The sequence below is a fragment of the Amycolatopsis sp. NPDC049252 genome (assembly GCF_043197175.1).
Classification (GTDB): Bacteria; Actinomycetota; Actinomycetes; order Mycobacteriales; family Pseudonocardiaceae; genus Amycolatopsis.
The window spans coordinates 1-26,328 of the sequence record NZ_JBICSQ010000073.1 but is presented as its reverse complement, the minus strand read 5'-3'; the positions used below and the strand labels follow the sequence as shown (position 1 = coordinate 26,328).

Below are 26,328 nucleotides of genomic sequence, written 5' to 3'. Positions count from 1 at the left end.
AGGTGTGTGACTGGTCAATCACTCTTGGGCCGTGAAAAGCGCCCCGGTGTTCCGGGGAGGTTCAGTTCTTGCCGGGGTGGCGGATGCCGGCGGACAGCACGGCCGCCCAGTCGCCGGGGTGGGTGTCGAGGTCGAGGGTGGTGATGAGGTGGCAGAGCTGGCCGTAGGCGAGGAACCGCTGGACCTGGTCGTCCGGTGCGCCCGAGCGGGAGCGCGCGAACTCGGTCACCCGCTGGAGCCCGCGCCGCACGGCGTCGGCGATCTCGGGGGTGTCGGCGGCCGACTGGGCGTGCACCTGCAGCATGAGCAGGTCCCGGTCGGCGATCAGGTCGGCGTAGGCGCCGCCCATCTCGTAGAGGATCTTCTCCGGCTCGGCGTTCCCGGCGCGGGCGGCGCCGTTGGAGAGTGCGTGCACGACCTGCTCGTAACACCGGTCGAGCGCGGCCACGAAGAGGGAAACCTTGCCGGGGAACAACTTGAACACGTAGGCGGGGGAGATGGCCGCCCGGGTCGCCACCGCGCTGATCGGCGTGCTGTGGAACCCGGTCCGCGCGAACTCGGCGACGGCCGCGTCGACCACGGCGTCCCGCCGGGCGTCCGAGGTGGAGAGGGTGGCACCGCGTTTCGTCATGTGAGTGACTGTACACTCACTCATCTCGGTAACACAAGCCGTTGGCGGTACTTTCCCGGGAAAGCGCCGCCAACGGCTTGTGTGCTCAGACGCCCGCGGTGGCGGAGATCCAGTCGCGGTACTTCGTGATGTTGATGTAGGCGGTGTAGGACTGGCGGTCACTCGTGGAGGCGACGCCGACCTGCTTGCCGTTCGTGTACATCGGGCCGCCGGAGTCGCCGCCCGCGGTGATGCCGTCGCCGCGGTTCGCGCAGACGGAGACGCCGGCCGCGCCGTCCGGGCAGTCGATCGAGGTGACGCTGACCTTGGCCACCTTCAGCAGCTGCGACTGGCACTCGATCTCCGGCTTGTCGGTGCAGGTCGCGCCCCAGCCGTAGACCTCGGCCTGGTCGCCGACGTTGACGTCGCCTTCGGAGCCCAGCGGCGCGTAGTCGGTCTGCACCTGCTGGTCGAGCTGCACCAGCGCGATGTCCGAGTCCGGCGCTTCGTGCACCGACGTCGCGGTGACCGTGGTGCCCTTGGTCTGGTCCAGGTCGCCGACGTGGAAGCTGATCTGCTGGCCGTTCGCGCCCTGGGTGCAGTGGCGCGCGGTCAGGATCCAGTCCGGCGCGATGATCGTCGCCGAGCAGATCTCCTGGCCACCGGCGAACATCCGGGCCGCGGCGTGGAGCGAGTCGGCGTTGCCGCCGTCGATGATGGCCGGCTGGGCGGCGAGGGACGGCGCCGCGGTCGCCAGAGCCGACAGCAGGACGCCGGAGACGAGAACGCCGGTTCGTGCGCTACGCACTGGGGGATCAACCTCCATCCGCGGGCGGCGGCCGCGCAGTGACGAGTGGTCAAGGACACACCTATCGTCACCGTTGTGAGTTAATCTCGGAACCCGACGATGGTCGGTAAGCGAAACACGCGACTTTCGTCGTGGGCCGGACGGCGCAGCCCAAGATCGGCAACCGAGTGACATTCACGGGGCAGGCGTCCCGAATGTGGGCGATGTGCCCACCGGATCGGTCCCGTCTCGTTAAAGTCCGCCATCGTGGGGTCGGTCGTCGTGATGGGGAGCGACATGGGCGCTGAAGTGCGGTTCCACCTGCTCGGGCCGCTTGCCGTGACGGTCGGCGGCCACGCGCTGCCGCTCGGCGGCGCGAAGCAGCGGGCGCTGCTGGCCCACCTGCTGCTCAACGCGAACCGGCTCGTGCCGCCCGGCCAGCTCATCGACACGATCTGGCCGGCCGACCCGCCGACGTCGGCCACCGCCAACCTCCAGACCTACGTGTGGCCCCTGCGCCGGCTCCTGCCGGGGGACGCCCTGCGCACCCACGGCCCGGGGTACTCCCTGACCGTCGGCCCCGGTGACGTCGACGCGCACGACTTCACCCGGCTCGTCGCCGAAGCCGCCCGCGCGGCCAAGGACGGCGCTCTCGAGACGGCGCTGGCGCTGCTCGCCGAGGCGGACGCGCTGTGGCGGGGCGATCCGCTGGAGGACCTGCCGACCGCGCCCGCCTGGGACGCCGAACTCGGCCGGCTCGCCGAGAACCGCCTCGCCGCCGTCGAGGAACGCCTTTCGCTGCAGGTGCTGCTCGGCCGCCACGACCCGGCGATCGCCGAGCTCACCGTGCTGCTGGCCGAGCACCCGTACCGGGAACGCCTGTGGCAGCAGTACTTGCTCGCCCTGACCGGCGCGGGCCGCCGCGCCGAGGCGCTGCAGGCCTACACGACCGCGCGGGAGCGGCTGGTCACCGAACTCGGCGTCGAACCGGGGCCGGAGCTGCGAGCCCTGCAGGCCGCGATCCTGGCCGGCGAGTCACCGGCGAGCGGGACGGTGAGCGCGCCCGCCGTCCCGCTGCGGCAGCTCCCGGCGGACCTGCCCGACTTCACCGGCCGCGACGGCTACGTCCGGGACCTGGAAGCGGCGCTCGGCGCGGGTCCGGCGCCGGTGGTGCTGACCGGCGCACCGGGCACCGGCAAGACGGCGCTGGCCATGCACGTCGCCCACCGTCTGGCGGACCGCTTCCCGGACGGCCAGCTGTACGTCGACCTCGCCGGCACCGGCGCGCCGCGCGACCCGGCCGAGGTGCTCGCCGACTTCCTGCACGCCCTCGGCGTCACCGGCAACGCCGTCCCCGCCGGGCTCGGCCAGCGGGCCGCGTTGTTCCGCTCCCGGCTGGCGGGGCGCCGCGTGCTGCTCGTGCTCGACGACACCGCGACGGCCGGCCAGGTCCGCCCGCTGCTGCCCGCCGACGCCGGGTGCGCCGTGCTCGTCACGACCCGGGGACGGCTGCCGGAACTGGCCGGGGCCAAGCACGTCGAGCTGACGGTGTTCGGCGAGCACGAGGCGCAGCGGCTGCTGGCCGGGGTCGCCGGGGTGGACCGGATCGACGGCGAACCGGCCGAGGCCGCGGCGATCGTGCGCTGCTGCGGGTACCTGCCGCTGGCCATCCGGATCGCCGGCGCGCGGCTGGCCGGGCGGCAGGCGTGGAGCCTGCGGACGCTGCACGACCGGCTGGCCGACGAGGCGGGCCGGCTGAGCGAGCTGCGCGTCGGCGATCTGGGCGTCCGGTCCAGTTTCGAGCTGAGCCTGCGGCAGCTGGCGCCCGCCGCGCGGACGGCGTTCTGCCGCTCGGCTCTGCTGGGCGCGCAGGACTTCCCGAGCTGGGTCTTCGACGCGCTCCTGGACCGCGCGGGCACGCACGAGGTGCTCGACGTGCTCGTCGACGCGAACCTCGTCTCCCTGGTGGGCCTCGACGAGGGCGGGAACCCGCGCTACCGGCTGCACGACCTCCTGCGGTGCTACGCGGCGGAACTCCTGGACGCCGGCCCCGTCGCCGAGCGGCAGGCGGCGCTGGCCCGGGTGCTCTCCGGGTTGCTGGCGCTGGCGAAAGCCGCGGCGGCGGGGCTGCCGCCCGCGTTCGGGGCCATGACCGGGCCGCCGGTCGGCGAGCCGCTCCCGGGCACGACCCGGCTCGTGGCCGACCCGCTGGGCTGGTTCACCGCCGAACGCAAGCTGCTCGCCGCCGCCGTCCAGCTCGCCGCCGACGCCGGCCTGGACGAGCTGGCCTGGCAGCTGACCGCGGCCGCCGTCCCGTTCTACGACCTGCGCGGCGCCTACGACGACTGGCGGCGCAGCCACCTCACCGCGCTGGCCGCCGTGCGGGCCGCCGGGAACCGGGTGGGCGAGGCGGTGCTGGCCCGCGGTCTCGGCCAGGTCCGGCTCTACCACGACGAATACCCCGCCGCGGTCGCGGACATGGAACGCTCGGCGGCCCTGTTCGCCGAACTCGGCGACGTCCGCGGTGAGGCTCTGGCGGTGGCGGGACTCGGCACGGTGGCCCGCGTCCGCGACCGGCCGCGGGAGGCCCTGGACTGTTACCGCCGGGCCCTCGACGGGCTCGAGCGGGCGGGCGACCGCAGCGGGGTGGCCCAGATGCGCAACTCGATCGGCTCGACGCACGTGCTGCTGGCCGAGTTCACCGACGCGGCGGAGTGGCTGGGCCGCGCCCGCGACCTGGCCCGCGAGATCGGCGACCCGCACCGGGAAGCGAAGGTGCTGACCGAACTCGGCGCGCTGCACCGCGACACCGGGCGGCTGCCGGAATCCCTGACGTGCCTGCGGCTCGCGCTGAGCATCCTCGAGGACCTCGACGACGAACGGTGCAGCGCGTACGCGTTGCTCGGCATCGGCCGGACGCTCCTGGCCGCGGGCGAGCCGGTGCCGGCGCGCGGGGTGTGCGACCGGGCGTTGCGCGTCTTCCGCGAGACGGGCAACCGCCAGGGCGAGACGACGGGACTGGCGTTGCTGGAACAGGCCCAGCGCCGCCGGAGCCCGGTCGTGAGCGGCTAGGTCGCCGCCCACGACCGGGACGCGGATCAGTTGCTGTTGCCCGGCTTCCAGCCCAGGTAGTTGCCGAAGTAGCTCTGCTTCGCGTGGCCGATCGCGCCGCCGACGCTCGTCGCCCAGACGCCGCCGCTGCCGTCCGCGATGCCGACGTGGCCGTAGGCCGAGATGTTCCAGAACACGAACGCGCCCTTCGGCGGGGTGCCGGTGGTGTGGCGGGCGCCGTCGGAGGACTGCCAGTGCTCGATCGCGCTGGCGTGGTGGGTGACGCGGTCCCACGACAGGCGCGCGGCCTTCTCGCAGTAACCCTGGTAGGCGGTGCTGCCGGTGCGGCTGGAGTACCAGGCGATGGCCTGGCTCGCGGTCCGCGCGGCGGCCAGTTCGGCCGGCGAGTCCGTGATGACGGCGCCCGGGTCGGCGATGTCGGCGGCGGTCACCTCCGCGTAGACCTCGGACGGGGCGGTGGCGGCCGTGGCGGCGGTGGCGGCCGTCGCGAGGCCGAACAGCAGGGCGGCCGAGAGCGCGGCCACCCGGCCGATGTTCCTGGTGCGCATGGTGTCTCCCTCAGGTGGTGGTGAACGGGACCGACCCTGCTCGCGGCCGCTACACGGCCACTACACCGGCGCTCTCGGCGCACGTGCGCCGGAATCCGTCCAGCGGTCGCGCGCGATGCCGGAATCCGGCACCCGGGAAATGCCGGGATCCGCCGGGATTCGTTCCCTCCCAACGGGTTCCTCCCTTAGTAGGTACCGGATCGACGCCGGGGGCGCGGAGTATTCCCTGCCACCGAACCGTTCGCGGAAACCCCTCACCGAGTGGAGGAACACCGGCGTGAAAGTCACCTCTGGAGTCCTACGTGGACTCACGGCGGCCGTGGCCGCCACGGCCGCGCTCGTCGCGTTGCAGGCGCCGGCCGCCGCGGCCGCGGCCCGGTCGGACCTCGGCATCACCATGCAGGCCCAGCAGAAGGACCAGTGGTGCTGGGACGCCAGCGGCAACACCATCGCCGCCTACTGGGGCGATTCCCTGACCCAGACCCGGTTCTGCCAGATCGCGCACAACGAGTCGGGCTCGGACTGCGCGAACGACCAGGGTTACCTGAGCGATCAGCAGCGCGTGTTCCGCTACCTGGGATTCACGAACGTCGGCTCGTACAACTCGAACGGCCAGGTGCTCTCGTTCACCGGCATCAAGAACCAGATCGACGCCGGACAGCCGATCGGCACCCGCATCGGCTGGCGCTCCGGCGGCGGCCACATGCACGTCCTCTACGGCTACGACACCTCCAACGGTGCCACCCGCGTGGAATACGGGGACCCGTGGCCGAACAACAGCCGCTACAACTCGATGAACTACGACACCTACCGCTCGAACAACCAGTTCCAGTGGACCCACACGCTGTACGGGATCGAGGGATGAGCATGCCGAGGACCATCCTGCGCGCGGCCGTGCTGGCCGGCGCCCTGGCGCTCACGGTGCTCGGGGCCGGTGGCGCCGACGCCGCCACCGGCCCGGCGGGCACGCCGACCACCGCCGACACCGCCGCGATCGGGCAGCTGACCGGTGGCCGGGCGACGCTCGACCGGCTCGCTTCGACGAGGTTCCCCGGCGCGCACCCGGCCGTCGCGGCGGCCGCGGCGGCGGACCCGAAGACCCAGGTCGCGGTCTACGAGCCGACGGCGGCGTTCGTCACCGGGGCCTCGGACGTCCCGGCCGCGCTCGCCTACGTCGCGGTCCCGGCGCGGACCGGCGACGGGAGCGCGGCCACCGTGTGGGCCGAGCGCCAAGGCCCGGCCTGGACCGTCGTGAACGTCGCTTCCGGTGACTACGAGCAGAAGTACGCGGCCGCCGCGGCCGGGGGCTACCTGCTGCACGAGCCGCAGGTCAACGCCTGGTACGCGGTGCGCGGCGACGCCGTGACGGTGCTGGACGGCTCGGTCACCGGCGTCGCGGCGGGCACGAAGCTGGCGCTCGCGGACTACCGCGCCGCGCTGCACCAGCGGTACGCCGACAAGCTGCCGGGCTCGGCCTACGACCGTGACGGCGCGGGCGGCGGGTACGGCGGCCGGGAGCGCGCGGTGCCGGCGACCGCCCCGGACACGGTGCCGGTGCTGCCGTTCGCCGCCGGCGGGGTCCTGGTGCTGCTGGCGGGCGCGGCCGTGGTGCCGCGGCTGGGCCGGCGGTAGGACGGCGAGGGGCTGCCGGCACCCCTTCCCGGCAGCCCCTTGGCACCCGATGATGATCACGCCAGAATGCGCCATGGCCGTATCCCCGGGCGACCGGCCGGACCCGGCGCGCCGCGAGCCGGGCCTGACCGGGTCGGACCTCGCGCTGGTGGAGGCGCTGCAACGCGACCCGCGGGCGCCCTGGACGCGCATCGCCGCGGCCGTCGGCACCGACGCGACGACCGCGGCCCGCCGCTGGGACCGCCTGCAGGCCGCGGGTCTCGCCTGGCTGACCGCCTACTCGACGGCCCCGACGACGACGGTCGGCTACGTCGACCTGGTCTGCCGCCCCGGCTCCCTGACCGCGTTGACCCGCGAGCTGTGCGGCTGGCCCGCGGTGTTCAGCGTCGAGCGCACGACCAGCAGGCACCAGCTGTTCCTCAGCCTCGCCGCCCGCGACCTCGACGCGCTGGACGCCCTGGTCACCGGCCGGATCGGTGACCTGCCCGGCGTGCGCGAGGTCCGCTTCGCCGTCGCCACCCGCGTCTTCCGGGAGGGCAGCGGCTGGCTGGTGAACGCCCTCGCGCCGGAACAGCGGGCGGTGCTGGACGAGACGGCGGTGCAGGCCCGCGACGTCATCCCGCAGCTGTGGAACGACCGTGACCTGCGCGCGCTGGTCGAGTCGCTCGGCGTCGACGGGCGGCGCAGCTACGCCGAGCTGGCCCGCGACTGCCGGATGAGCGAGTCGGCCGTACGCCGCACGCTGGCCCGGATGCTGCGCAACCACGAGCTGGACTTCCGCTGCGACCTCGCGCACGTGCCGGCGGGCTGGCCGGTGATCGCGGGCTACCGCCTCGACGTCACCCCGGCCGGGCTGGACACGGCGGGCACGTCGGTCGCGCAGCTGCCCGAAACCCGGCTTTCGGCCGCGGTGGTGGGGGAGGGCAACCTGGTGGTGTCGGCCTGGCTGCGGACCCCGGCCGACTGCACCGGGTACGAGGCCCGGCTGACGGCCGCCGCGCCGGGCGCCCGGATCGTCGACCGCGCGATCACCCTGCGGATGCCCAAGCGGATGGGCCGTCTCCTCAGCCCGCACGGCCTGGCGGGGGCGCACCAGGCGATCATCCCGGCCCGCTGAGCTAACCTCGGCCGGAAACCGACCTGGGGAGTGACCATGAGCCTGCGTGCCACCCTGCAGAAGCACGTCGACGCCGGTGCGCTGCCCGGCGCGGTCGCCGTCGTGGCCGGGCCCGGGGGCACGGAGGTCGCGGCCGCCGGCTCGGCCGACGTCGAGGGCAGCCGGCCGATGACCGAGGACTCCCTGTTCCGGATCGCCTCCCTCACCAAGCCGATCACCGCCGCCGCGGTGCTGGCGCTGGTGGACGACGGCCGGCTCGCCCTCGGCGACCCGATCGGCCGGTGGCTGCCGGAACTGGCGGACCCGAAGGTCGTGCGCACCCCGGCGGGCCCGGTCGACGACCTCGTGCCGGCGAAGCGGCCGATCACCGTGTCCGACCTGCTCACCAGCCAGGCCGGCTGGGGGTTCGCGTCCGACTTCTCGCTCCCGGCGGTGCAGGCGCTGTTCCCGGTCCAGCTCGACGGCCGGGAGGTGCAGCACTTCCCCGAGACCGACGTCTGGGTCGCCCGCCTGGGCGAGGTGCCGCTGGCCTACCAGCCGGGCGAATCCTGGCTCTACGACACGTGTTCGGCGGTGCAGGGCGTGCTCGCCGCCCGGGTGTCCGGATCGTCGCTGCCCGAGTTCCTCGAGGAGCGGATCCTCGCACCGCTGGGCATGGCCGACACCGGGTTCGTGGTCGGGGCCGACCGGCGCGACCGGTTCACCAGCTTCTACAAGACCGGCCCGGACGGGCTGGAGCTCGCCGACGCGCCGGACGGGCAGTGGAGCACGATGCCGGCGATGCCGCTGGGCTCGGGCGGGCTGGCCGGGACGGCGGGCGACTGGGTCGCGTTCGGGCGGATGCTGCTCGCCGAGGGGGCCGCCGCCGACGGCAAGCGCGTCCTGAGCCCCGAGTCGGTCCGGCTGATGACCACCGACCACACCACCGCGGCGCAGCGGGAGATCGGCGCGCTGTTCCTCGAAGGCCAGGGCTGGGGGATGGGCGGGTCGGTCGACATCGCCGCGATCGACCCGTGGAACGTCCCGGGCCGGTACGGCTGGGTCGGCGGCACCGGCACCTCCGCCCACGTCGTCCCGGCCACCGGCACGGTCAGCGTGCTGTTCACCCAGGTCGGGGCGGACAGCCCGGTCGTGCCCGCGTGGATGCGGGACTTCTGGCAGTACGCGGCCGCGTAGGGTCGGCGGCATGGGCGAGTCGAACTGGGCCGGCAACCACGAATACGCCGCCGAATCCGTGGCGACGCCGCGCACGCACGACGAGGTGCGCGAGGCCGTCGCCGCCGCGACGAGCGTCAAGGCGCTGGGCAGCAGGCACTGCTTCAACGACATCGCGGACGCGCCCGGCGGCGTGCTCCTCGACCTGAGCGCGCTCGAGAGCCCGGTGGAGATCGACGCCGACGCCGCGACGGTGACCGTCGGCGGCTCCGCGCGCTACGGCGACTTCGCGGGTCAGGTGCACGCCGCCGGGTTCGCGCTGGCCAACCTCGCGTCACTGCCGCACATCACGGTCGCCGGCAGCGTCGCCACCGGCACCCACGGGTCCGGACGGCGGCAGCCCGGGCTCGCCGCGGCCGTCTCGGCGCTGGAGCTGGTCACCGCGGGCGGCGAGGTCCGCACCTTCTCGCGGGCCGCCGATCCGGACGTCTTCCCCGGGCTGGTCGTGAGCCTCGGCGCGCTCGGCGTCGTCACCCGCCTGACCCTGGACCTGGTGCCCGCGTTCGACGTCCGGCAGGACGTCTTCGACGGCCTGCCCTGGGAAGCCGCCGGCCGGCACTTCGACGAGATCGAAGACGCCGGGTACAGCGTCAGCCTGTTCACGAACTGGGTGCACGACGTGGTCGACCAGGTCTGGATCAAGAGCCGCGTGGACGCGTTCGCCGGGCGGGACGGGCTGTTCGGTGCCGTCCCGGCCGACGGCCCGCGCCACCCGGCGCACGCCGCCGGGGTCCCGGCCGGCAACGTCACGCCGCAGCAGGGCGTGGCGGGACCGTGGCACCAGCGGCTCCCGCACTTCGCGCTGGAGTTCACCCCGAGCGTCGGGGACGAGCTGCAGTCGGAGTACTTCGTGCCCTACCGGGACGCGGCGGCCGCGATCGAGGCGGTGCGCGGGATCGGCGACCGGCTGGCGCCGGTGCTGCTGGTGTCCGAGATCCGCGCGGTCGCGGGGGACGAGCTGTGGCTGAGCCCCGCCCAGGGCGGCGACCGCGTCGCGTTCCACTTCACCTGGCAGCCGCGCCAGCCCGAGGTCGAGGCGCTGCTGCCCCTGCTCGAAGAGCGCCTGGCCCCGTTCGGCGCGCGCCCGCACTGGGGCAAGCTCTTCCACGGCGGCGATCTGGACGCGGTGTACCCGCGACTGGCCGATTTCCGTGCCCTGGCGGGAAGCCTGGATCCGGGCGGCACGTTCCGCACGCCGTTCGTCCGTCGCCACGTCTTCGGCGAATCCGGGATCTAGCGTCGCGCGTCGGCCCCTCCGGTCACCGTGGTGGCGTATCGAGACCGGCGTTGGGCCCGGGCCGAGTACCTGTGTATAATGCCCTATACGTCGCGCGGCCGTCGGGTGCGGGCCCTCGGTGAGGTGTTTGGCGCCGCCGGGGACCGGGTAGGCGGTGATCATCCGCCACCGCAAGGGAGCCCTGCCTTGACCGAGACGCCCGCCCTGGACCAGCCGGGTCTGATGCTGACCGTGTCGACGGCCCAGCCCAAACCGGGGACCCGGCGCGTCACGGTGACCGGCGAAGTGGACATGTCCACGTGCCCGGCGCTGGAGGCGGAACTGGACCGGGCCGTCGCCGGCGCGCCGGAGCGGCTGATCGCCGACCTGACGGGGGTCGGCTTCTGCGGGGTGACGGGGATGGCGGCCCTGACCCGGTTGCGGTCGAGGTGCGCCGACGCGGGAACCGAGCTGGTGATCCGGCCCTCGAGTGTGGTGCGGCGGGCCTTGGATCTCGCGGCGCTGAGCCCGTTGTTCCGGCTGGCCGGCCCTTGGGCGGGTCCTGGTGCGGAAGCCGGGCGTTCAGTGGCCCGCTGACCCCGGTCACCTTCGGCGCGTCCGGCCCGTCGAGAAGGCGTAACGCTTCCGACGCAAGGACTTCGCCGATGACCATCGCCTACGTCGTCGTCACCCTCGTGACCGTCGCCGCGAACGCCGGGATCGCTGTCGCGGACCTCGCCCGTGCCCGTTTCGTGCTGGCCAATTCCGCCGCCGTCGACGTCCCGCCCGGCTGGGTGCCGGGGCTGGGCCTGCTGAAGCTCGCAGGTGCGGCCGGGCTCGCCGCGGGCCTGGCCGGCTGGGGGGCGCTGGGCACGGCCGCGGCGATCGGCCTGGTCCTGTTCTTCGTCGGCGCGGTCGGAGCGCACCTGCGGGCGCGGGCGCTGGGCACGATCGGCGCGCCGGTAGCGTACCTGGCGCTGGCCGTGGCGTCGCTGGTGCTGGTCACCGGCACGGCGAGGTGAGGTCGGGCTTCCTGGTCCGCCGCGGCCGGTTCGTGCGCGATGGGACACCGGGCGGTGGGCACGATCGGCGCGCCAGCCGCGTACCTGGCCGTGGCGTTCGCATCGCCGGTCATCGGCACAGCGAGGTGAAGTCGGGCTTCCTGCTCCGCCGCGGCCGGTTCGTGCGCGATGGGGCACCGGGCGGTGGGCACGATCGGCGCGCCGGCCGCGTACCTGGCGCTGGCCGTGGCGTCGCTGGTGCTGGTCACCGGCACGGCGAGGTGAGTTCACAGTCGAGAGCGTGAGCTTCCTGGTCCGCCGCGGCCAGTTCGCGATCCGCGGCCGCGTTGTCGCCCGGGCGGCCTCGGCGGGTCAGGGCCTCGGCGTGTCTTCGGCGCGAGAACACCACCGCGGGCCAATGAGAGAGCGCGAGGTTGTGCTGGACGGCGGCCCGCAGGTGCGTCACGGCCCGGTCGGCGTCGCCGGCCGCTAGGGCCGCGGTGCCCAAGGGGTAGTGGGCCGAGCCGAAGCAGGCGATGCCGAGGCTGGCCATCACCGGCAGGTGGCCGAACGGCTTGAGCAGGTCGTAGACCCGCGCGGCCGTCTCGGGATCGTCCACCAGGTACGCCGTTTCCGCCGCCCCGCACAGGGAAAGCAGCCAGGTGCTGGAGCGGGGCAGCGCTCCCAGGTCCTCGCCGCACAGGCGGGCCAGCGCGCCCACGGCCGTCCGGCGGTCGCCCGCCGACGCGGCGGCCGCGGCCAGCGCCGCGTAGTAGGAGTTGTCGATGGTGCTGAGCGTGGGGGAGTGCATCACCTGGTCCAGCACCGGCACCAGCTCCCCGAGCCGGTTCTGGAACCACCGGATGGCCACCAGCTGCGCGCCGTACCAGCCGAGGGCGTCGGGGTCGCCCGCCACCTCGCCGAGCAGGGCGCACGCCTGCGCGCCGGCCTCGGCCTCGGCGAACCGGCCCGCGCGGATCGCCAGCATCACCTCGAGGGACGCGGCCACGAACCCGGCCGCCAGGTGCTTCCGCGCGGCCAGCAGGTCCTTGAGCTCGCTGAGCCGCCGCTCGGCGTGCGGGTCGGCGGCCAGGAACCGGTCGACGGTGTCCCACACGACCCCCATGACGAGGTCGGTCCGCCGTGCGCTCACCCCGATCAGCTCGGTGGCCAGCGAGCGGCGCAGGGCGGCGTGGTCCGGGCCGAGCACGCAGTGGTGGGCCAGGCTCAGGGCTTCGGCGTGCGCGACGGGATCGCCCGCCGCCCGGGTTTCCGCGGTGAGCGCGAGGATCCCGCCGTACGAACCGGCCTGGTAGTCCAGTTCGCCGGTCAGCCGGGTCCGGAGCCGGAGGCCGAGCGTGGACGCCGGATCGACGCGGGTCAGCACCTGCCGCAGCCGGGTCAGCAGCACCGTCGACGCGGCCGACGTCCGGTGCTCGTGCACCCACACCCCGCCCAGCCCGAGCACGGCGTGCGCGAGGGTCTCGACGTCCCCGGTGCGCTCGGCGCGGCGGTAGGCCTCTTCGAAGTGCGTCCGGCTCGTGCGGAGGTCGCCCTCTTCGAGCAGCGCGTGCTCGCCGGCGGTCAGGGGCTCGACGGCCGGGATCGTGATGGCCTCCCGCGGGCGCTCGGCGAGCAGGCCGGGGTCGTGGGCGAGGACGCGCCGGTGCACCTCGGTGAGCACCGGTGACGGCTCCATCCCGGACGTGCCGATCAGGCCGCGGCGGGCCCGGCGGAACGCTTCGAGCGCGTCGCCCTGGCGCCCGGCCCGGTAGAGGGCGGTCATCAGCTGTGCCCAGAGCCGTTCGTGGCCGGGGAACGCGGCGGTCAGCACCTCCAGCTCCGCGATCAGCCCGGTGTCCTCGCCCGCCGCGAGATCGGCGTCGATCCGGTCCTGCACGGTGTTGTGGCGCACCCGTTCCAGCCGCATCCCTTCCGCGGCCAGGACTTCGACCCCGTCGAACTCGCCGTAGGCGGTCCCGCGCCACAGGTCGAGCGCGGCGGCCAGGTGGGTGCGCGCGGTGCTCGCGTCACCGGCGGCGAGCGCGCGCCGCCCCTCTCCGGCGAGCTGCTCGAACCGGACCGCGTCGATGGCCTGCGGAGGCACGTGCAGCACGTACCCCGGCGGCCGGGTCAGGATCAGCGGCGGGTCGAAAGGCTTGCGCAGCCGCGAAAGGTAGGTCCGCACGGTCCGGTCGACCTGGTCGGGCGGCCGGTCACCCCACAGCGCCCGCCCGAGCGCGCCGACGCTGACGACCCGGCCGGCCTCGGCTGCCAGCACGGCCAGCAGCGTGCGCAGCCGCGGGCCACCCACGTCCACCGGCTCGCCGCCGACCCCGACCTCGAACGGCCCCAGCACCCCGAGATCCACGCCCCGTGCGGTGTTCCCGCTCATCCCCGCCCCTTCGCCGCGGACGAGTCCGCGTTTCGGTCTACAGGAGCGGAACGCGGCGCGTGGGATACGTCGTACCGGGAGGCCGTGGGAAGGGCGTTGCCCGCCGGCGGGCAACGCCGGTCAAGCGCTCGCCCCGCTTCTGCCGTCCCAGGCGGTGCTACGAGCCGTTCAGGCGGGTTGGCCGATGGCGTCCAGGCAGTACGCCAGCAGTTTCCGCACCTGCGCCGCAGTGGGGCGGGTGTGGGGGAGCAAGTGCTCCGGACGCGGGCGGCGGTCGTGCCAGAACCGGCCCGCCGGGGGCGGCGGTTCGGTCGCGGCGAGCCAGACGGCGGTGTCGGCGCCCTGGGCGGCCGTGCGGAGGAACGGCCGGGTCACCCGCCGGAACGCCGGGAGCGAGCCGGAGAGGCCCGGGGTGTCGGCCCAGCCCGGGTGACAGCTGTGCACGGCCAGGCCCCAGCGCTGCGCCAGCAGCGGGGTCAGCTCGACCTGCATCCGTTTCGTGCGCGCGTACGCGACCGCGCCGCGGTAGGTGCCCGACCGGTATTCGGGGTCGTCCGCGGCCAGCGCCTGGGTGTACATCCCGCCCGACGACATGAAGATCACCCGGCCGTCACCCAAGGCGGGACGGAGGAGCTCGGTCAGCAGCAACGGACCGAGCACGTGGGTGGCGAACGTGACTTCGTGCCCGTCCTCGGTTTCCGACCGCTCGCGCGGGAGCGTGCCCGCGTTGTGGATCAGGACGTCCACGCGGGCGAACTCCGCGGCGCACGCGCGCACGGAAGCGAGGCTCGACAGGTCGCAGTGCGCGAGCCGGACGTCGGCTCCGGGCACCTGGGTGAGGACGTCGTCGCGGGCGGGCGCACCGCGGCCGAGGTCGCGGACCAGCATGACGACCGTCGCGCCCAGCCGGGCCAGCTCCGCCGCGCACGCCTGGCCCAGCCCGGAACCCGCGCCCGTCACCAGAGCCACTTTTCCGTTGAGGGAACCGGGCTCGGGATCGCCGGGGCGCCAGTGGGGCCGGCGCAGCAAATAACCGAAGCGGGTGTAGCCGACCGCCGTCCGGTCGAGGACGGCGTCGGCGAGAGCGGTGATCACCCGGTCCAAGCTACGGCCGGACCGGCGGTCGCGCCGGGTGAGTGGCGGGTGCGGACCAGCAGGACCGGGCAGGCCGCGTGGTGCAGCAGCGCCCGGGCGGTCGAGCCCAGCAGCAGCCCCGGGAAGCCGCCGCGGCCGCGGTCGCCGAGCACGATCAGCTGGGCCGCCGCGCTGCGCTCGACCAGCTCACGCCGCGGGTGCGCCGGGACGACCACCCGCGCCACCTCGACGTCGCCGGTGTCCGGGACCCGCGCGTCCAGCAGACGGCGGCCGGCTTCGGCGACGGCCTGGCGGTCCGGCTCCGCGGGCGGCTCGTCGGCCCACGCGTGCAGCACCACCAGCGGCACTTCGCGGGCCCGGGCCTCGGCCAGCGCCGTCGCGAGCACCCGGTTCCCGGTGTCGCTGCCGTCGATGCCCGTGACGACCGGGCCGCCGGTGTCCGGCTCGTCCCAGTGGTCGCCGCGGACCACGACCGTGTCGCAGAGCCCGTGGGTGCCGATCGCCGCGGCGACCGAGCCGGCGAGCGGCCCGGCGCACCGGCCCCGCCCGGACGCGCCGACCACCAGCAACGCGGCGGTCCTCGACGCCTCGATCAGCGACTGCGCGGCGCGATCCGGGTCGAGCCGGGTGACCGTGTCCGAAACACCCTGCGCCGCCGCGAGCTCCTGCGCGGTCCTCAGGGCCCGGCGGCCGCGGGCGCGCAACGCGTCCAGCATGTCCTCGGGTGGCGGGACCTCGCCGCCCGCGAGCAGCGCCGGGAAGTCGAGCGCGTGCCGGATCTCCAGCGGCCGGCCGTGCAGCCGGGCCGCCCGCGCCGCCCACCGGACGGCGTCGAGCGACTCCGCCGAGCCGTCGGCTCCCGTGACGATCGGCGTGGGGGACATCGGCGGCTCCTGACGCGGCGGTCGTCCGCCGGCCCCGAGCCCGCGGTCAGCTGAGCGTGCGCCGCGCGGACCAGCCGATCAACCCCAGTTCCAGCACCGCGAACCCGGCGAGCACCACCGAGCCGGGCAGCCAGAGCAGCGCCAGGCCGGTCGTCAGCACCGGCAGGACCAGGCCCGCGTAGGCGGCGAGGAACAGCGCGGCCAGGACTTCGCCGCGGCGAAGGGGGTCGGCGAGTGCGGCGACGGTGCCGACACCCGCGCGGAAGCCCAAGCCGAACCCGGCGCCGCCGAGCACCGCGGCGACGAAGAAGAGCGGCAGGGAGGCAGCGAACGCCGACACCGCCAGCAGCACCAGGCCGACGCCCATCAGCACGTACCCGGCCTGGAGCTGCGGGCGCGTGCCGGCGCGGGCGAACACGATCTGGACGACCGCGGCGCTGCCGAGCATCACGAACGGCGCGATGCCGGCCAGCAGCCGCGAAGTCTGGTGCAGCTCCTGCACCAGCAGCGAGGGGGCGAGCGCCATGAACAGGCCGCTGATCGCGAACGCCCCGAACACGCCGATCGCGGCGCCGGTGAACTCCGACCGGGCGGCCGGTGGCAGCGAGAGCCGCTGCGGGCGGTAGGCGGGACGTTCTTCCCGGCGTTCCACGGTTTCCGGCACCAGGCTCACCGCGATCGCCTCGACGAGCAGCACGATCAGGAAGACGGTGAACGGCGTGTGCAACGGCTGGTCGGCGAACCGGGCGAAGAAGCCGCCGACCAACGGGCCGAGGGCGAGGCCGCCGGCGTTGACCACGGTCGTGATCAGGCCGGACCGGCCGGGGTCGGCGTCCGGGTTCGCCTGCGCGCGCAGCTCGGACAGGTGCGCGGTGGCGGTCGCGGTGAGCGCGCCGATCCCGGCGCCGCTGATCAGCCGGGCGACGATCAGGCCAGGGACGTCCGGCCAGACCAGGAACAGGGTCGCGGCGACGGCCTCGGCCAGCAGCCCGGCGACGATGACCCGGCGGCGGCCCAGCCAGTCGCTGACGTGCCCGGCCAGGTACAGGCTGAGCATCACGCCGACCGCGTAGGCGGCGAAGACGACGGTGACGACGAAGGTGGGAAAGCCGTCGCGCTGCTGGTAAAGCGCGTACAGCGGGGTCGGGACGGTCGAGAACGCGAGCGCGGTCGCGAAGGCGACGGCGATGATGCGGAACCCCAGGCCGTGGCTCACCCGCGGGCGCGCGGCGGGCCGGGCCGGGGTGACGGTGGCGGACATGCTGACCTCCTGGTCTACGGATCTTCCGCCTTCCACTCTGAACCCGCTGACTCACCAAGTCCAACGAAGAGTCGTAGTGCAAGTTATCGGATCAAGCGATAAATTGGCGTTATGGAGACGCGCCAGCTGGAGTACTTCGTCGCGGTCGCCGAGGAGCTCAGTTTCACCCGGGCCGCCCAGCGGCTGTACGCGGTGCAGTCCACCGTGTCGGCCGCGGTCCGGGCCCTGGAGACGGAGCTCGGCGCCCGGCTGTTCGACCGGTCCACCCGCAAGGTCGCGCTGTCGGCGGCCGGCACCGCCTTCCTGCCCGAGGCGAAGGCCGCGATCGAGGCCCTCGAACGGGCCCGCGCGACGGTCCAGGAGGCGTCGGCGGGCCTGCGCGGCAGCCTCCGGATCGGCACGCTGACCTCGATCGGCGGCGTCGACCTGCCGGGGTTGCTCGGCGCGTTCCACCGTCGCTACCCGCTGGTGGACATCCAGGTCACGGTGTCGATCACCGGCTCGACCGGTCTGGCCGAGGACGTCCGCCAGGGCCGCCTCGACGCCGCGCTCGTCGGTCTGCCCGGTGCGGACCTGCCCGGCCTGGACGTCCGGAGCCTCGAAACCCGGCCGTTCGTCGCGCTGCTGCCCCTGGGGCATCCGCTGGCGCGCGAGCGTGAGATCCGGCTCGAGAGCCTGGCCGGCGAGTCCTTCGTGGACATGCCCCGCGGCTTCGGCAACCGGGTCCTCGTGGACCGCGCCTACGACACGCTGGGCTCGCCCCGGCGCGTCACCGTCGAGGTCGCCGACCTGCGGACCGTGCCCGGGTACGTCCGGGCCGGGCTGGGGATCGCCGTCATCCCGCAGGTGCCCGAATCCGGCGAGCCGGACGTCGTCACGCTGCCGCTGGCGGGCGCGGGCCTGGACTGGCCGCTCAACCTCGTCTCCGCGAACGCGAAGCCGCCGAGCCGGGCCCTGCGCACGCTCCTGGACCTTGTCGCTGCTCACGACACTATTTGAACGCGTTCAACTCTTCCGGTACGGTCGGCCACAGTGGGCGAGATCGACGGCAGCGACGTCGTCGTCAACCCGGCCGGCCGGTCGGTGAACTGCCGCTACACCGCGGCGAACCTGCGGGAGATGATGACGTCGCGGACCGACTCCGCGCGCGTCGTCGGCGGGGCGATCGCCCGCGCCGGGCGGCCGCCGCGGGTCTGGCTGCAGATGAGCACGGCCACGATCTACGCGCACCGTTTCGACGCGCCGAACGACGAAACCACCGGCGTGCTCGGCGGCGCCGAGCCCGGCGTGCCCGCTTATTGGGGTTACAGCGTCGACATCGCGAAGGCGTGGGAACGCGAGCAGGAGCGGGCGGAGACGTCGCGGACCCGCAAGGTCGCGCTTCGGACGTCGATGGTGATGAGCCCGGCACCCGGCGGCGCGTTCGAGATGCTGCTGCGCCTGACCCGCCTCGGCCTGAGCGGCCCGGTCAACCTCGCGGCCCCGGAACCGTTGCCGTACAAGGACTTCCTGCGTTCGCTGCGCGCGGCGGCGGGCGTCCCGTTCGGGCTGCCCGCCACCCGCTGGATGGCCGGGCTCGGCGCGTTCGTCCTGCGCAGCGACACCGAGCTGCTCCTGAAGAGCCGCCGGGTGGTGCCCGGACGGCTGCTGGACGCGGGGTTCGAGTTCGCGTTCCCGGAGTGGGCCGCGGCCGCCGAGGACCTGGTGCGGCGCACTGGAACCCAGCGTCCGGCGCGGCCTTCGGAGCGCCTTCACCCGCCCACGCGATGACGCCGCCGGGGCGCAGCGGACGGTCGAGGACGCCTTCCGCTACGCCCTCGGCATCATGCCGGCCGGGCTCCAGGCGACGCTGGGCAAGCGCGTGTCGTCCCCCTGATCACGCGTGATCGAGCAGCCGACTCGCGTGATTGCGGAGCCGACACGTCAAAGCTGTTGGCGGCCGGCCTCGGCAGTGCCGGGCCGGAAGTGCTCGTCGGCCCAGTGCGCGAACTCGATCCCCGGGCGGCCGAGCACCCGCTCGACGGTGCCGGTCGCCGGGGAGCCGCCGCGGGCCGCGTCGGCGATGAACGCCAGGATCGCGTCGACGACCTCGGGCTTCTCGAACCGCCCGAACCGCCGGCGCGCCTCGGATTCCGCCAGCTCCTCGATCCGGACCGGCCGGCCGGCGGCCGCCCCGATCAGCTCGACCTGCTTCCGCTGGGACAGCAGCCGCGGGCCGGTGAGCATCCCGTCCACGTCGTCCTGGCCCAGCAACGCCGCGACGGCGACCGCCGCGACGTCGCGTTCGTGGATCGGCGCGGTCTTCGCCTCCGGGTGCACCAGCCGCACCACGCCCTCGTCCCGGATGGCGCCGGCCCAGTTCAGCGCGTTCGTCGCCAGCACGAGCGGCCGGATCGGCGTCCAGCGCAGGCCCGAAGCCGCCATCGTCGCCTCGACCGCGCGGTGTTCCTCGGCGATCGGGTTGCCGTTCGCCGAGGGGAGCAGCACGCTGCCCGACGACAGCAGCACGACGTGCTCGACCCCGGCTTCGCTTGCGGCGGCGGCGAAAGCGTCCGCGCCCTCCGTCGGCGCGTAGGCGAAGACCTTCCGCACGCCGCGCAGGGCCGGGGCCAGCGTCTCCGGGCGGGTCAGGTCGGCCGCGGCGACGGGAACACCGGCGGGCAGGTCCGCGGTCGCGGGGTTGCGCACCGACGCGCGCACCGGTTCCCCGGCGGCGAGGAGCCGGTCGACGACGTGCCGCCCGACACTGCCGCGGGCGCCGATCACCAAGGTGGTCATGAGGGTCCTCCTGCTCGGCTGCCGCGGGAGGGGGAGAACGACGGCTCACCTCGCGCGGCAGGCATCTGGTACCTGGCGCGCCAAGGGAGTCACGGTCGTAACGGGCGAAGCGTTCCGACGCTTCACTTCGCCTGTTTCGAAGCTACCACGGTCAAGATTTCGGCAGTTTCGCGGCCGGCGCCGCGCGGCCGGTCAGAGCCGGAGCAGGATCTTCCCGGTCACCCGGCGTTCCTCGAAGTCCGTGTGTGCCGCGGCGGCTTCGGCCAGGGGATACGTCCGGCCGATCAGCGGGACCAGCCGGCCCGCGGCCGTCAGCCGAAGCGCCGAGCGCACCCGGCGGGGTGTCTCCGGCCAGAACTCCGGGAGCTGGGACATGTCCACCACCGACGTCAGCCTGCGACGGTCGCGCGAAGACAGCGTTGTCGGCGTGCCGCTGCTCATGCCGTAGCCGGAATACCGGCCGCCGTCGCGCAGCAGGGACGCGGCTTCCGCACCCAGCGGGCCGCCGACACCGTCGAACACGACGTCCACCGCCGGCGCCCTGGTGGCCCAGTCCGGCTCGCCGTAGTCGACCGCCTGGACTCCCATGCGCTGCGCCAGTTTCACCTTCTCCGGCCCGCGGACCGCCGCGATCACGGTGGCGTCGCGGGCCAGCTGCACCAGCAGGCTGCCGAGCCCGCCTACACCGGGCAGGACCAGGACGTCGTCGCCCGCCGCGACCGGGGTCCTCTCCAGCAGCGCCACCGCCGTGCTGCCGTCGTCCAGGACGGCGAGGGCCTCCGGCAGCCCGAGCCCGTCCGGCACCCGGAAGGTGAACCCGGCGTCGGCGATCGCCGTGTCCGCGTAGCCGCCGCCGGACGCGCGGGTGACGACCCGAGCGCCCAGCCAGTCTTCGGCCACGCCCGGCCCGAGCGCGGTCACCGTGCCCGCGACGGCGCCGCCCGGCACGTACGGCGGCGTCACCGCGAACCCCGGTGGGGCGTCGCCCCGCCGGATGAGGGTGTCGAGCCAGCCCACCCCGGCGAACGCGACGTCGACGCGCAGCTGTCCTTCGTCCGGGTCGGGGGTGGGTAGCGTGACGGGTTCCAGGACTTCGGGGCCGCCGAACCGGGTGGCCGTGATCGTTTCCATACCCGGAGTCTCGAACTTCGAGGACGGTCGAAGTCAAGGCGCGAAAGGACCACACGTGAAGATGTCCGTCGGGGTGCTGCACCCGGGGGCGATGGGCGCGGCGGTCGGCGCGCTGCTGGTGGACCGGGGCGTGCCCGTCCGCTGGCTGTCCGCCGGGCGCGGGCCCGCCACCCGCCGCCGCGCCGAGGAGGCCGGCTTCACCGAGGCCGGCGACCTGGCCGGCTGCGACGTCGTGCTCGGCATCTGCCCGCCCGCGTCCGCGGTCGACGTCGCCCGGGACGTCGCGAGCAGCGGGTTCACGGGTCTCTACCTCGACGCGAACGCCATCAGCCCCGGGCACGCGCAGGAGATCGAGGACCTGTTCCGCGGTCAGGCGTCGGTCGTGGACGGCGGGATCGTCGGGCCGCCGCCGCGCCACGACGGCTCCACGCGGCTCTACCTGTCCGGACCGGACGCCGGGCGCGTGGAAAGCCTTTTCGCGGGGACGTTCCTGCGGCCGATCGTGCTCGGCGGCCCGGTCGGGCGCGCGTCGGCGCTCAAGCTCGCGTTCGCTTCGTACAACAAGCTGACCTACGCCCTCGCCGCGCAGGCCCACGCCCTCGCGGCCCACCACGGCGTTGACGACGTGTTCCGCGACCTGGCCGGCGCGATCCGGCGGGACACCCCGCTCGGCGCGCCGGGCGCCCTCGAGTCCGCGGCGCAGCGGGCATGGCGGTGGGAGGGCGAGATGGCCGAGATCGCCGCCGCGTGCACGGACGCCGGGCTGTCCCCGGCGCTGCTCACGGCCGCGCAGGAACTGTTCGGCCGCTGGCGCGAGTACCGGGACGACGACGGGGTGACGGCTGGCGTGCTGCTTGCCGCGCTGGCCGTCACCCCGGATGTCACCTAAAGGCTCGTGGCGCCGGGCTGACGGCGATGAGGTGACGGCTGGCGTGCTGCTTGCCGCGCTGGCCGTCACCCCGGATGTCACCGAACCGGGCTGATGTCGATCGGCGCCCTCGGCCGCCGGCGCGAGCACCGAGACGATGCATGGGTGACGGCCGACGATTTGCTCGCCGGCCGTCACCCCGAAAATCACGGAGCCGGGCTGATGTCGATCAGCACCTTCCCGGTCGCGCCCTCCTCGGACGCGATGTGCGCCTTGGCCGTGTCGGCCAGCGGGAACCGGTGCACCGGCACGCCGTGGTCGTCGCCGAGCCGCAGGGCGCCGTCCGCGAAGGCCGCGTTGATGTCCTCGGCGCCGGCCCGCAGTTTGTCCGCGCCGACCGTGTAGAGCACCAGGAACTGGTAGCGCGTGTTCAGCCACAGGTTCGCGCCGAACTCCAGGCTGAGCGTGCCCGTCCCGCGGTCGTCGCCGTACGCCGCGACCGTGCCGCGGGTGCGCAGCACCGCCGTGTGCAGCGGGGCGTTGACGCCGGCGGCGACCTCGACCACCAGGTCGACGCCGTCGGGCGCGATCTCGCGGACCCGGGCCGCGAGTTCCGGGTCGGGGTAGCGCAGCACGTGCTGGGCGCCGGCCGCGCGGGCCAATGCGGCCTTCGCGTCGCTGCTGACCGTGGCGATCACCGTCGCGCCGGCCCAGCGGCCGAGCTGGATCGTGGCGTTGCCGACCGCGCCCGCGCCGCCGCTGACCAGCACCGTCTTGCCGGCCAGGGCGCCGGGGGACAGCCGTGCCGGGCCGTCCTCGGCGACGGTGAGCGCGCGGTGGGCGGTCAGCGCCGGAACGCCGAACCCGGCGCCTTCGTCGAAGCCGACCCCGCCGGGCAGCCCGGCGAGCTTTTCGGCGGGCAGCACCGTGTACTCCTGGGCGGTGCCGGACTCCGGCGCGTACGTGCCCGCCAGGAGCGTCCAGACGCGATCGCCGGGGGCGAAGCCGGTCACGTCCGGGCCGACGGCGTCGACGATTCCGGCGCCGTCCTGGTTGGGGACGGTGTCGGGTACTTCGGTCCCGGCTTCGGCGCCGCGGCCCTGCCGCGCCTTCCAGTCGGTGGGGTTGACGGCGGACACCACGAGCCGGACGCGGACCTCGCCGGGCCCCGGCTCCGCGAGGTCCCGCTCGGACAGTGCCAGCTCCTCGGGCCCGCCGTGACGGCGGTAGACGACAGCTTTCATGCCCGGTGCAATCCCGCCGGACCCCCGGGATATTCCCGGGCCGCCCGGAATTGCGTGACGTGCGGGAATGCGCGCAGACCGAAAATGCCCCGGAAAGGCACCGCGGTACGGGTGATCCCCCGGCCGGGCGATTTTCGGTGTTGCCCGAGCGAAATCGGCCGGGGTCACAGAAACTGAGCGCGTGGGAGAGGAATTGCGCACATCGCGCGAAGAGCGGTCGAAGTCCGACGATGGTGAGCCGACGCCCATCTTCGACGCCGTGGCGAGCGCGGCCCGCAAGGGGGCGGGGGAGACCACGAATCCCGGGAAACCGTCGGGCGACGGCAAAGCCGGGCGCTGACCCGAGGGCGGCACGCCCGGATCTGAGGCAGATTGTTCGACGTCCGCGCGGAACATGTAGCATCTTGGCTGCACGTGCATCTGCGGATGAGGGGTGGGACGTTGGCAGGCGTGGTCAATAGCATGATCGCCGCGGAGTACGCGGCGGGAGCCTCGATCTCGGAGCTGGCCGAGCGCTGGGGCATCGACCCGCGCCAGGTCGTCGAGCGGATCTCGGCGGCCGCCGGGTCCTGACCGGCCGGGGCGCGCCTCAGATGGCGCGTTCCCCCTTGCCCAGTACGACGATCCCGCCCTCGCTCACGTGGTAGTGCCCGCGGTCGCGGGCCAGGTCCACCCCGATGTGCGCACCCGGCGGGACCACCACGTTCTTGTCCAGGATCGCCCGCCGCACCACCGCGCCGCGGCCCACCCGGGCGCCGTCGAGCAGCACCGAGCCCTGCACCACCGCGCCGTGCTCGACGAGGACGTCGGGGGAGAGCACCGAGTCGACGACCTGCGCGCCGGAGATGATGCAGCCGTTGCTGATGATCGACTGGTTGGCCGAGCCGCCTTCGACGAACTTCGCCGCTGCCCGCTGGCCGGGGTGGGCCAGGATCGGCCACTTGCGGTTGTAGAGGTTGAAGATCGGGTGCGTCGAGATCAGGTCGGTGTGCGCGTCGTAGTAGCTGTCGATCGTCCCGACGTCGCGCCAGTAGCCGTGGTCGCGCTCGGTCTCGCCCGGGACGACGTTGCCGCTGAAGTCGTAGACCGCCGCCTCGCCGGACTTCACCAGGGCCGGGATGATGTCGCGGCCCATGTCGTGGTGCGACGCGGCGTTCTCGGCGTCGGCGTGCAGCGCCTCGAGCATCACCTTCGTCGTGAAGATGTAGTTGCCCATCGACACGTACGACTCGTCGGGGGAGTCGGGCAGGCCCGGCGGGTCGGCGGGCTTCTCCAGGAACGCGTCGATCATCAGGCCGTCGGTGGTGCGGATGACGCCGAACGAGCTCGCCTCGGAGCGCGGCACCCGGATCCCGGCGACCGTGACGCCGGCGCCCGAGGAGATGTGGGTCTCCAGCATCTGCCGGGGGTCCATCCGGTAGATGTTGTCCGCGCCGAACACCGCGATGTACTCGGGGTCCTCGTCGTAGACCAGGTTGAGGCTCTGGTGGATCGCGTCGGCGCTGCCCTGGTACCAGCGCGGGCCCAGCCGCTGCTGCGCCGGCACCGGCGTGACGTACTCGCCGGTGAGCGCCGAGAGCCGCCACGTCGTCGAGATGTGCCGGTCGAGCGAGTGCGACTTGTACTGCGTCAGCACGCACAGCCGCCGGATCCCGCCGTGCACCAGGTTCGACAGCACGAAGTCGACCAGCCGGTGCACACCCCCGAAGGGCACGGCGGGTTTGGCGCGGTCGGCGGTGAGCGGCATCAGGCGCTTGCCCTCGCCACCCGCGAGCACGATGCCCAGAACGTCGGCTCCACTGTTCACGAGGACCTCCCGCACGCTTCGTAGAGGGCGACCGTCTGCTCGGCGATCGCCTTCCAGCCGAACTCGCCGACCGCGCGCTCGCGGCCGGCGGTACCCATCGCGGCGGCCCGGTCCGGGTCGCCCACCAGCTCGTTGAGCGCCGCGCCCAGCCGCGCCTCGTACCCGGCGGTGTCCGCCTCGTCGTAGTGCACCAGCAGCCCGGTCCGGCCGTCGTCGACGACCTCCGGGATCCCGCCGACGTCGCTGGCGACCACGGCCGTGCCGCACGCCGCGGCCTCCAGGTTCACGATGCCGAGCGGCTCGTAGACCGACGGGCCGGCGAACACCGCGGCGTGGGTGAGCAGCTGGACGACCTCGGGGCGCGGCAGCATCTCGGGGATCCAGCGGACGCCGGTGCGGGTCTTCTCCAGGTCGGCGACCAGGCCGCGGAACTCGGCGTCCAGCTCGGGGGTGTCCGCGCCGCCCGCGCACAGCACCAGCTGCGTGCCGGGGTCCAGCGTGGCAGCGGCCCGGACCAGGTGCGGGACGCCCTTCTGGCGGGTGATCCGGCCGACGAACAGCACGTACGGCCGGTCCGGGTCGACGCCGTGCTTCGCGAGGACGTCGGTGCCCGGGTCGGGCCGGTAGAGCGTGGTGTCGATGCCGTTGTGGATCACGTGGACGCGCTCGGGCGGCACGGCCGGGTACGCGGTGAGCACGTCCTGGCGCATGCCGCCGCTGACCGCCACGATCGCGTCGGCCGACTCGTAGGCCTCACGCTCGATCCACGACGACACGCGGTAGCCGCCGCCCAGCTGCTCGGCCTTCCACGGCCGCAGCGGCTCCAGCGAGTGGGCGGTGACGACGTGCGGGATGCCGTAGGTCATCTTCGCCAGGTGCCCGGCCAGGTTCGCGTACCAGGTGTGGCTGTGCGCGAGATCATGGCCGTCGAGGGCGTTCGCCATCGAGACGGCGATGTCCATGGTCGTGAACGCGGGCTGGCGGTAGCCGTGCGGGTCGGTGTGCCCGGTGGCGTCCGGGCGGTCCGGGCCCCAGCAGTGCACGTCGAGGTCGACCAGCGACCGCAACTCCCGGGCGAGGAACTCCACGTGAACCCCGGCTCCGCCGTAGACCTCCGGCGGGTACTCCCGGGTGAGCAGGCCGACCTTCATGACCGAACCCTATGGCCTCCCCGGCCTCCGGCGCAGTCTGGCGTCCAGGCGAATTCCTTGATCGCTCGGATGAGCGGAGGGTCAGCTCTCGTAAAGGCGCGTCCAGTTCTCCCGGGACGTCAGCTCCGGCATGGCGCGCTGGTACTGCTCCTGCACCGCCGCCCCTTCCCTGCGCAGCCGCTGGATCACCCGGACGCCGCGTTTGGCCAGGTCGAACGTCTTCGCCCGGTCGTAGGAGCGGACGCGGACGCCTTCCTGGCCGGCGTCGGTGACGACGACGGTCGAGAACAGCGCGACGTGCCACCAGTGGGCCTCGTCGGCCGGGACGGCGCCCAGACCGAACCGGTGCCGGCCCCTGGTCTGGTCGAGCAGCCGCTTGAGCAGGACCACGGCCGTCCGGCTGGGTGGCGGCGCGCTGTTGATGATGCCGATGTCGTTGGACGCGATGCCCGGGACGTCGGTGGCCTTGTGCCGCTTGGTCTCCGGGTACTGATCCCGGATCCGGCGGATCTCCTG

Annotated in this window: 25 protein-coding genes and 1 pseudogene; 13 read left to right on the top strand and 13 right to left on the bottom strand. The window is 74.0% G+C overall.

Annotation, left to right across the window (positions count from 1 at the left end):
• Positions 1–61: 61 nt before the first annotated feature.
• Both ACGFMK_RS39805 and ACGFMK_RS39800 read right to left on the bottom strand, forming a co-directional pair.
• Complete coding sequence (locus tag ACGFMK_RS39805) at positions 62–631, bottom strand: TetR/AcrR family transcriptional regulator (RefSeq protein ID WP_392774472.1); 570 nt, start codon at positions 629–631, stop codon at positions 62–64.
• Between the two features lie 85 nt (positions 632–716).
• Positions 717–1,418: a S1 family peptidase gene (locus ACGFMK_RS39800; protein ID WP_392774470.1), complete on the bottom strand. Its 702-nt coding sequence runs from the start codon at positions 1,416–1,418 to the stop codon at positions 717–719.
• A 276-nt stretch (positions 1,419–1,694) separates the two neighbouring features.
• Between ACGFMK_RS39800 and ACGFMK_RS39795 the strand changes: the two genes are divergently transcribed.
• Entirely contained in the window at positions 1,695–4,469 is a 2,775-nt protein-coding gene (locus tag ACGFMK_RS39795; protein ID WP_392774469.1) for a BTAD domain-containing putative transcriptional regulator, read from the top strand.
• A 26-nt stretch (positions 4,470–4,495) separates the two neighbouring features.
• Here the strand turns inward: ACGFMK_RS39795 and ACGFMK_RS39790 are convergent, their stop codons facing one another.
• Entirely contained in the window at positions 4,496–5,017 is a 522-nt protein-coding gene (locus ACGFMK_RS39790) for a hypothetical protein (RefSeq protein ID WP_392774467.1), read from the bottom strand.
• A 277-nt stretch (positions 5,018–5,294) separates the two neighbouring features.
• Here ACGFMK_RS39790 and ACGFMK_RS39785 point away from each other — a divergent pair, with 277 nt between their 5' ends.
• The 7 genes from ACGFMK_RS39785 to ACGFMK_RS39755 all read left to right on the top strand — a co-directional run bounded on the left by ACGFMK_RS39785 (position 5,295) and on the right by ACGFMK_RS39755 (position 11,219).
• Entirely contained in the window at positions 5,295–5,882 is a 588-nt protein-coding gene (locus ACGFMK_RS39785) for a papain-like cysteine protease family protein (RefSeq protein WP_392774465.1), read from the top strand.
• A 2-nt stretch (positions 5,883–5,884) separates the two neighbouring features.
• Positions 5,885–6,649: a hypothetical protein gene (locus ACGFMK_RS39780; RefSeq protein ID WP_392774464.1), complete on the top strand. Its 765-nt coding sequence runs from the start codon at positions 5,885–5,887 to the stop codon at positions 6,647–6,649.
• A 73-nt stretch (positions 6,650–6,722) separates the two neighbouring features.
• Complete coding sequence (locus ACGFMK_RS39775) at positions 6,723–7,766, top strand: Lrp/AsnC family transcriptional regulator (RefSeq protein WP_392774462.1); 1,044 nt, start codon at positions 6,723–6,725, stop codon at positions 7,764–7,766.
• 36 nt (positions 7,767–7,802) lie between these two features.
• Positions 7,803–8,942 carry a serine hydrolase domain-containing protein gene (locus ACGFMK_RS39770; RefSeq protein ID WP_392774460.1) on the top strand — a complete coding sequence of 380 codons (1,140 nt, stop codon included), beginning with the start codon at positions 7,803–7,805 and terminating at the stop codon, positions 8,940–8,942.
• A 10-nt stretch (positions 8,943–8,952) separates the two neighbouring features.
• Positions 8,953–10,218 carry an FAD-binding protein gene (locus ACGFMK_RS39765; RefSeq protein ID WP_392774458.1) on the top strand — a complete coding sequence of 422 codons (1,266 nt, stop codon included), beginning with the start codon at positions 8,953–8,955 and terminating at the stop codon, positions 10,216–10,218.
• A 186-nt stretch (positions 10,219–10,404) separates the two neighbouring features.
• A complete protein-coding gene (locus ACGFMK_RS39760; protein ID WP_392774456.1) occupies positions 10,405–10,794 on the top strand; it encodes an STAS domain-containing protein in 390 nt (129 codons plus the stop codon).
• 68 nt (positions 10,795–10,862) lie between these two features.
• On the top strand, positions 10,863–11,219 hold the full coding sequence (locus ACGFMK_RS39755) for a DoxX family protein (RefSeq protein WP_392774454.1): 357 nt from the start codon (positions 10,863–10,865) through the stop codon (positions 11,217–11,219).
• A gap of 244 nt (positions 11,220–11,463) precedes the next feature.
• Here ACGFMK_RS39755 and ACGFMK_RS39750 read toward each other — a convergent pair whose 3' ends face one another.
• The 4 genes from ACGFMK_RS39750 to ACGFMK_RS39735 form a co-directional block, all read right to left on the bottom strand.
• A complete protein-coding gene (locus ACGFMK_RS39750) occupies positions 11,464–13,593 on the bottom strand; it encodes a BTAD domain-containing putative transcriptional regulator (protein WP_392774452.1) in 2,130 nt (709 codons plus the stop codon).
• Positions 13,594–13,761: 168 nt separating this feature from the next.
• On the bottom strand, positions 13,762–14,688 hold the full coding sequence (locus ACGFMK_RS39745) for an SDR family NAD(P)-dependent oxidoreductase (RefSeq protein ID WP_392774451.1): 927 nt from the start codon (positions 14,686–14,688) through the stop codon (positions 13,762–13,764).
• Positions 14,685–15,572, bottom strand: a complete 888-nt coding sequence (locus tag ACGFMK_RS39740; protein WP_392774449.1) for a universal stress protein — start codon at positions 15,570–15,572, stop codon at positions 14,685–14,687. The genes ACGFMK_RS39745 and ACGFMK_RS39740 overlap by 4 nt, the downstream gene beginning before the upstream one ends.
• Before the next feature lie 46 nt (positions 15,573–15,618).
• On the bottom strand, positions 15,619–16,833 hold the full coding sequence (locus ACGFMK_RS39735; RefSeq protein ID WP_392774447.1) for an MFS transporter: 1,215 nt from the start codon (positions 16,831–16,833) through the stop codon (positions 15,619–15,621).
• Between the two features lie 111 nt (positions 16,834–16,944).
• Here ACGFMK_RS39735 and ACGFMK_RS39730 point away from each other — a divergent pair, with 111 nt between their 5' ends.
• Positions 16,945–17,832 (top strand): LysR family transcriptional regulator, encoded by an 888-nt coding sequence (locus tag ACGFMK_RS39730; protein ID WP_392774445.1) that lies wholly within the window; start codon positions 16,945–16,947, stop codon positions 17,830–17,832.
• Between the two features lie 33 nt (positions 17,833–17,865).
• A complete protein-coding gene (locus ACGFMK_RS39725; RefSeq protein WP_392774443.1) occupies positions 17,866–18,603 on the top strand; it encodes a DUF1731 domain-containing protein in 738 nt (245 codons plus the stop codon).
• Between the two features lie 153 nt (positions 18,604–18,756).
• Here ACGFMK_RS39725 and ACGFMK_RS39720 read toward each other — a convergent pair whose 3' ends face one another.
• Both ACGFMK_RS39720 and ACGFMK_RS39715 read right to left on the bottom strand, forming a co-directional pair.
• Positions 18,757–19,611 carry an NAD(P)H-binding protein gene (locus tag ACGFMK_RS39720; protein ID WP_392774441.1) on the bottom strand — a complete coding sequence of 285 codons (855 nt, stop codon included), beginning with the start codon at positions 19,609–19,611 and terminating at the stop codon, positions 18,757–18,759.
• A 192-nt stretch (positions 19,612–19,803) separates the two neighbouring features.
• Positions 19,804–20,742 (bottom strand): zinc-binding dehydrogenase, encoded by a 939-nt coding sequence (locus ACGFMK_RS39715; RefSeq protein ID WP_392774439.1) that lies wholly within the window; start codon positions 20,740–20,742, stop codon positions 19,804–19,806.
• 61 nt (positions 20,743–20,803) lie between these two features.
• Between ACGFMK_RS39715 and ACGFMK_RS39710 the strand changes: the two genes are divergently transcribed.
• Positions 20,804–21,631, top strand: a complete 828-nt coding sequence (locus tag ACGFMK_RS39710) for a DUF1932 domain-containing protein (RefSeq protein WP_392774498.1) — start codon at positions 20,804–20,806, stop codon at positions 21,629–21,631.
• Positions 21,632–21,816: 185 nt separating this feature from the next.
• On the opposite strand, the gene ACGFMK_RS39705 is transcribed toward ACGFMK_RS39710, so the two are convergent.
• Positions 21,817–22,854 (bottom strand): NADPH:quinone reductase, encoded by a 1,038-nt coding sequence (locus ACGFMK_RS39705; RefSeq protein WP_392774437.1) that lies wholly within the window; start codon positions 22,852–22,854, stop codon positions 21,817–21,819.
• Positions 22,855–23,047: 193 nt separating this feature from the next.
• Here ACGFMK_RS39705 and ACGFMK_RS39700 point away from each other — a divergent pair, with 193 nt between their 5' ends.
• Entirely contained in the window at positions 23,048–23,194 is a 147-nt protein-coding gene (locus ACGFMK_RS39700; RefSeq protein ID WP_392774435.1) for a hypothetical protein, read from the top strand.
• A gap of 110 nt (positions 23,195–23,304) precedes the next feature.
• Positions 23,305–23,427 carry a hypothetical protein gene (locus tag ACGFMK_RS39695; RefSeq protein WP_392774433.1) on the top strand — a complete coding sequence of 41 codons (123 nt, stop codon included), beginning with the start codon at positions 23,305–23,307 and terminating at the stop codon, positions 23,425–23,427.
• A 16-nt stretch (positions 23,428–23,443) separates the two neighbouring features.
• On the opposite strand, the gene glgC is transcribed toward ACGFMK_RS39695, so the two are convergent.
• From glgC to ACGFMK_RS39680, 3 genes and pseudogenes are all read right to left on the bottom strand, one after another.
• On the bottom strand, positions 23,444–24,661 hold the full coding sequence (gene glgC / locus ACGFMK_RS39690; protein ID WP_392774431.1) for a glucose-1-phosphate adenylyltransferase: 1,218 nt from the start codon (positions 24,659–24,661) through the stop codon (positions 23,444–23,446).
• Positions 24,658–25,812 carry a glycogen synthase gene (gene glgA / locus ACGFMK_RS39685; protein ID WP_392774429.1) on the bottom strand — a complete coding sequence of 385 codons (1,155 nt, stop codon included), beginning with the start codon at positions 25,810–25,812 and terminating at the stop codon, positions 24,658–24,660. Before glgA ends, glgC begins: the two co-directional genes overlap by 4 nt.
• An 81-nt stretch (positions 25,813–25,893) precedes the next feature.
• A pseudogene (locus ACGFMK_RS39680) lies at positions 25,894–26,328 on the bottom strand (glycosyltransferase family 2 protein); the annotation flags it as partial.

Coding starts and splice junctions, on each gene's coding strand:
- ACGFMK_RS39805 (WP_392774472.1), bottom strand. CDS start 631: ATGACGAAACGCGGTGCCACCCTCTCCACCTCGGACGCCCGGCGGGAC.
- ACGFMK_RS39795 (WP_392774469.1), top strand. CDS start 1,695: ATGGGCGCTGAAGTGCGGTTCCACCTGCTCGGGCCGCTTGCCGTGACG.
- ACGFMK_RS39790 (WP_392774467.1), bottom strand. CDS start 5,017: ATGCGCACCAGGAACATCGGCCGGGTGGCCGCGCTCTCGGCCGCCCTG.
- ACGFMK_RS39780 (WP_392774464.1), top strand. CDS start 5,885: ATGCCGAGGACCATCCTGCGCGCGGCCGTGCTGGCCGGCGCCCTGGCG.
- ACGFMK_RS39775 (WP_392774462.1), top strand. CDS start 6,723: ATGGCCGTATCCCCGGGCGACCGGCCGGACCCGGCGCGCCGCGAGCCG.
- ACGFMK_RS39770 (WP_392774460.1), top strand. CDS start 7,803: ATGAGCCTGCGTGCCACCCTGCAGAAGCACGTCGACGCCGGTGCGCTG.
- ACGFMK_RS39765 (WP_392774458.1), top strand. CDS start 8,953: ATGGGCGAGTCGAACTGGGCCGGCAACCACGAATACGCCGCCGAATCC.
- ACGFMK_RS39755 (WP_392774454.1), top strand. CDS start 10,863: ATGACCATCGCCTACGTCGTCGTCACCCTCGTGACCGTCGCCGCGAAC.
- ACGFMK_RS39750 (WP_392774452.1), bottom strand. CDS start 13,593: ATGAGCGGGAACACCGCACGGGGCGTGGATCTCGGGGTGCTGGGGCCG.
- ACGFMK_RS39740 (WP_392774449.1), bottom strand. CDS start 15,572: ATGTCCCCCACGCCGATCGTCACGGGAGCCGACGGCTCGGCGGAGTCG.
- ACGFMK_RS39735 (WP_392774447.1), bottom strand. CDS start 16,833: ATGTCCGCCACCGTCACCCCGGCCCGGCCCGCCGCGCGCCCGCGGGTG.
- ACGFMK_RS39730 (WP_392774445.1), top strand. CDS start 16,945: ATGGAGACGCGCCAGCTGGAGTACTTCGTCGCGGTCGCCGAGGAGCTC.
- ACGFMK_RS39720 (WP_392774441.1), bottom strand. CDS start 19,611: ATGACCACCTTGGTGATCGGCGCCCGCGGCAGTGTCGGGCGGCACGTC.
- ACGFMK_RS39715 (WP_392774439.1), bottom strand. CDS start 20,742: ATGGAAACGATCACGGCCACCCGGTTCGGCGGCCCCGAAGTCCTGGAA.
- ACGFMK_RS39710 (WP_392774498.1), top strand. CDS start 20,804: ATGTCCGTCGGGGTGCTGCACCCGGGGGCGATGGGCGCGGCGGTCGGC.
- ACGFMK_RS39705 (WP_392774437.1), bottom strand. CDS start 22,854: ATGAAAGCTGTCGTCTACCGCCGTCACGGCGGGCCCGAGGAGCTGGCA.
- glgA (WP_392774429.1), bottom strand. CDS start 25,812: ATGAAGGTCGGCCTGCTCACCCGGGAGTACCCGCCGGAGGTCTACGGC.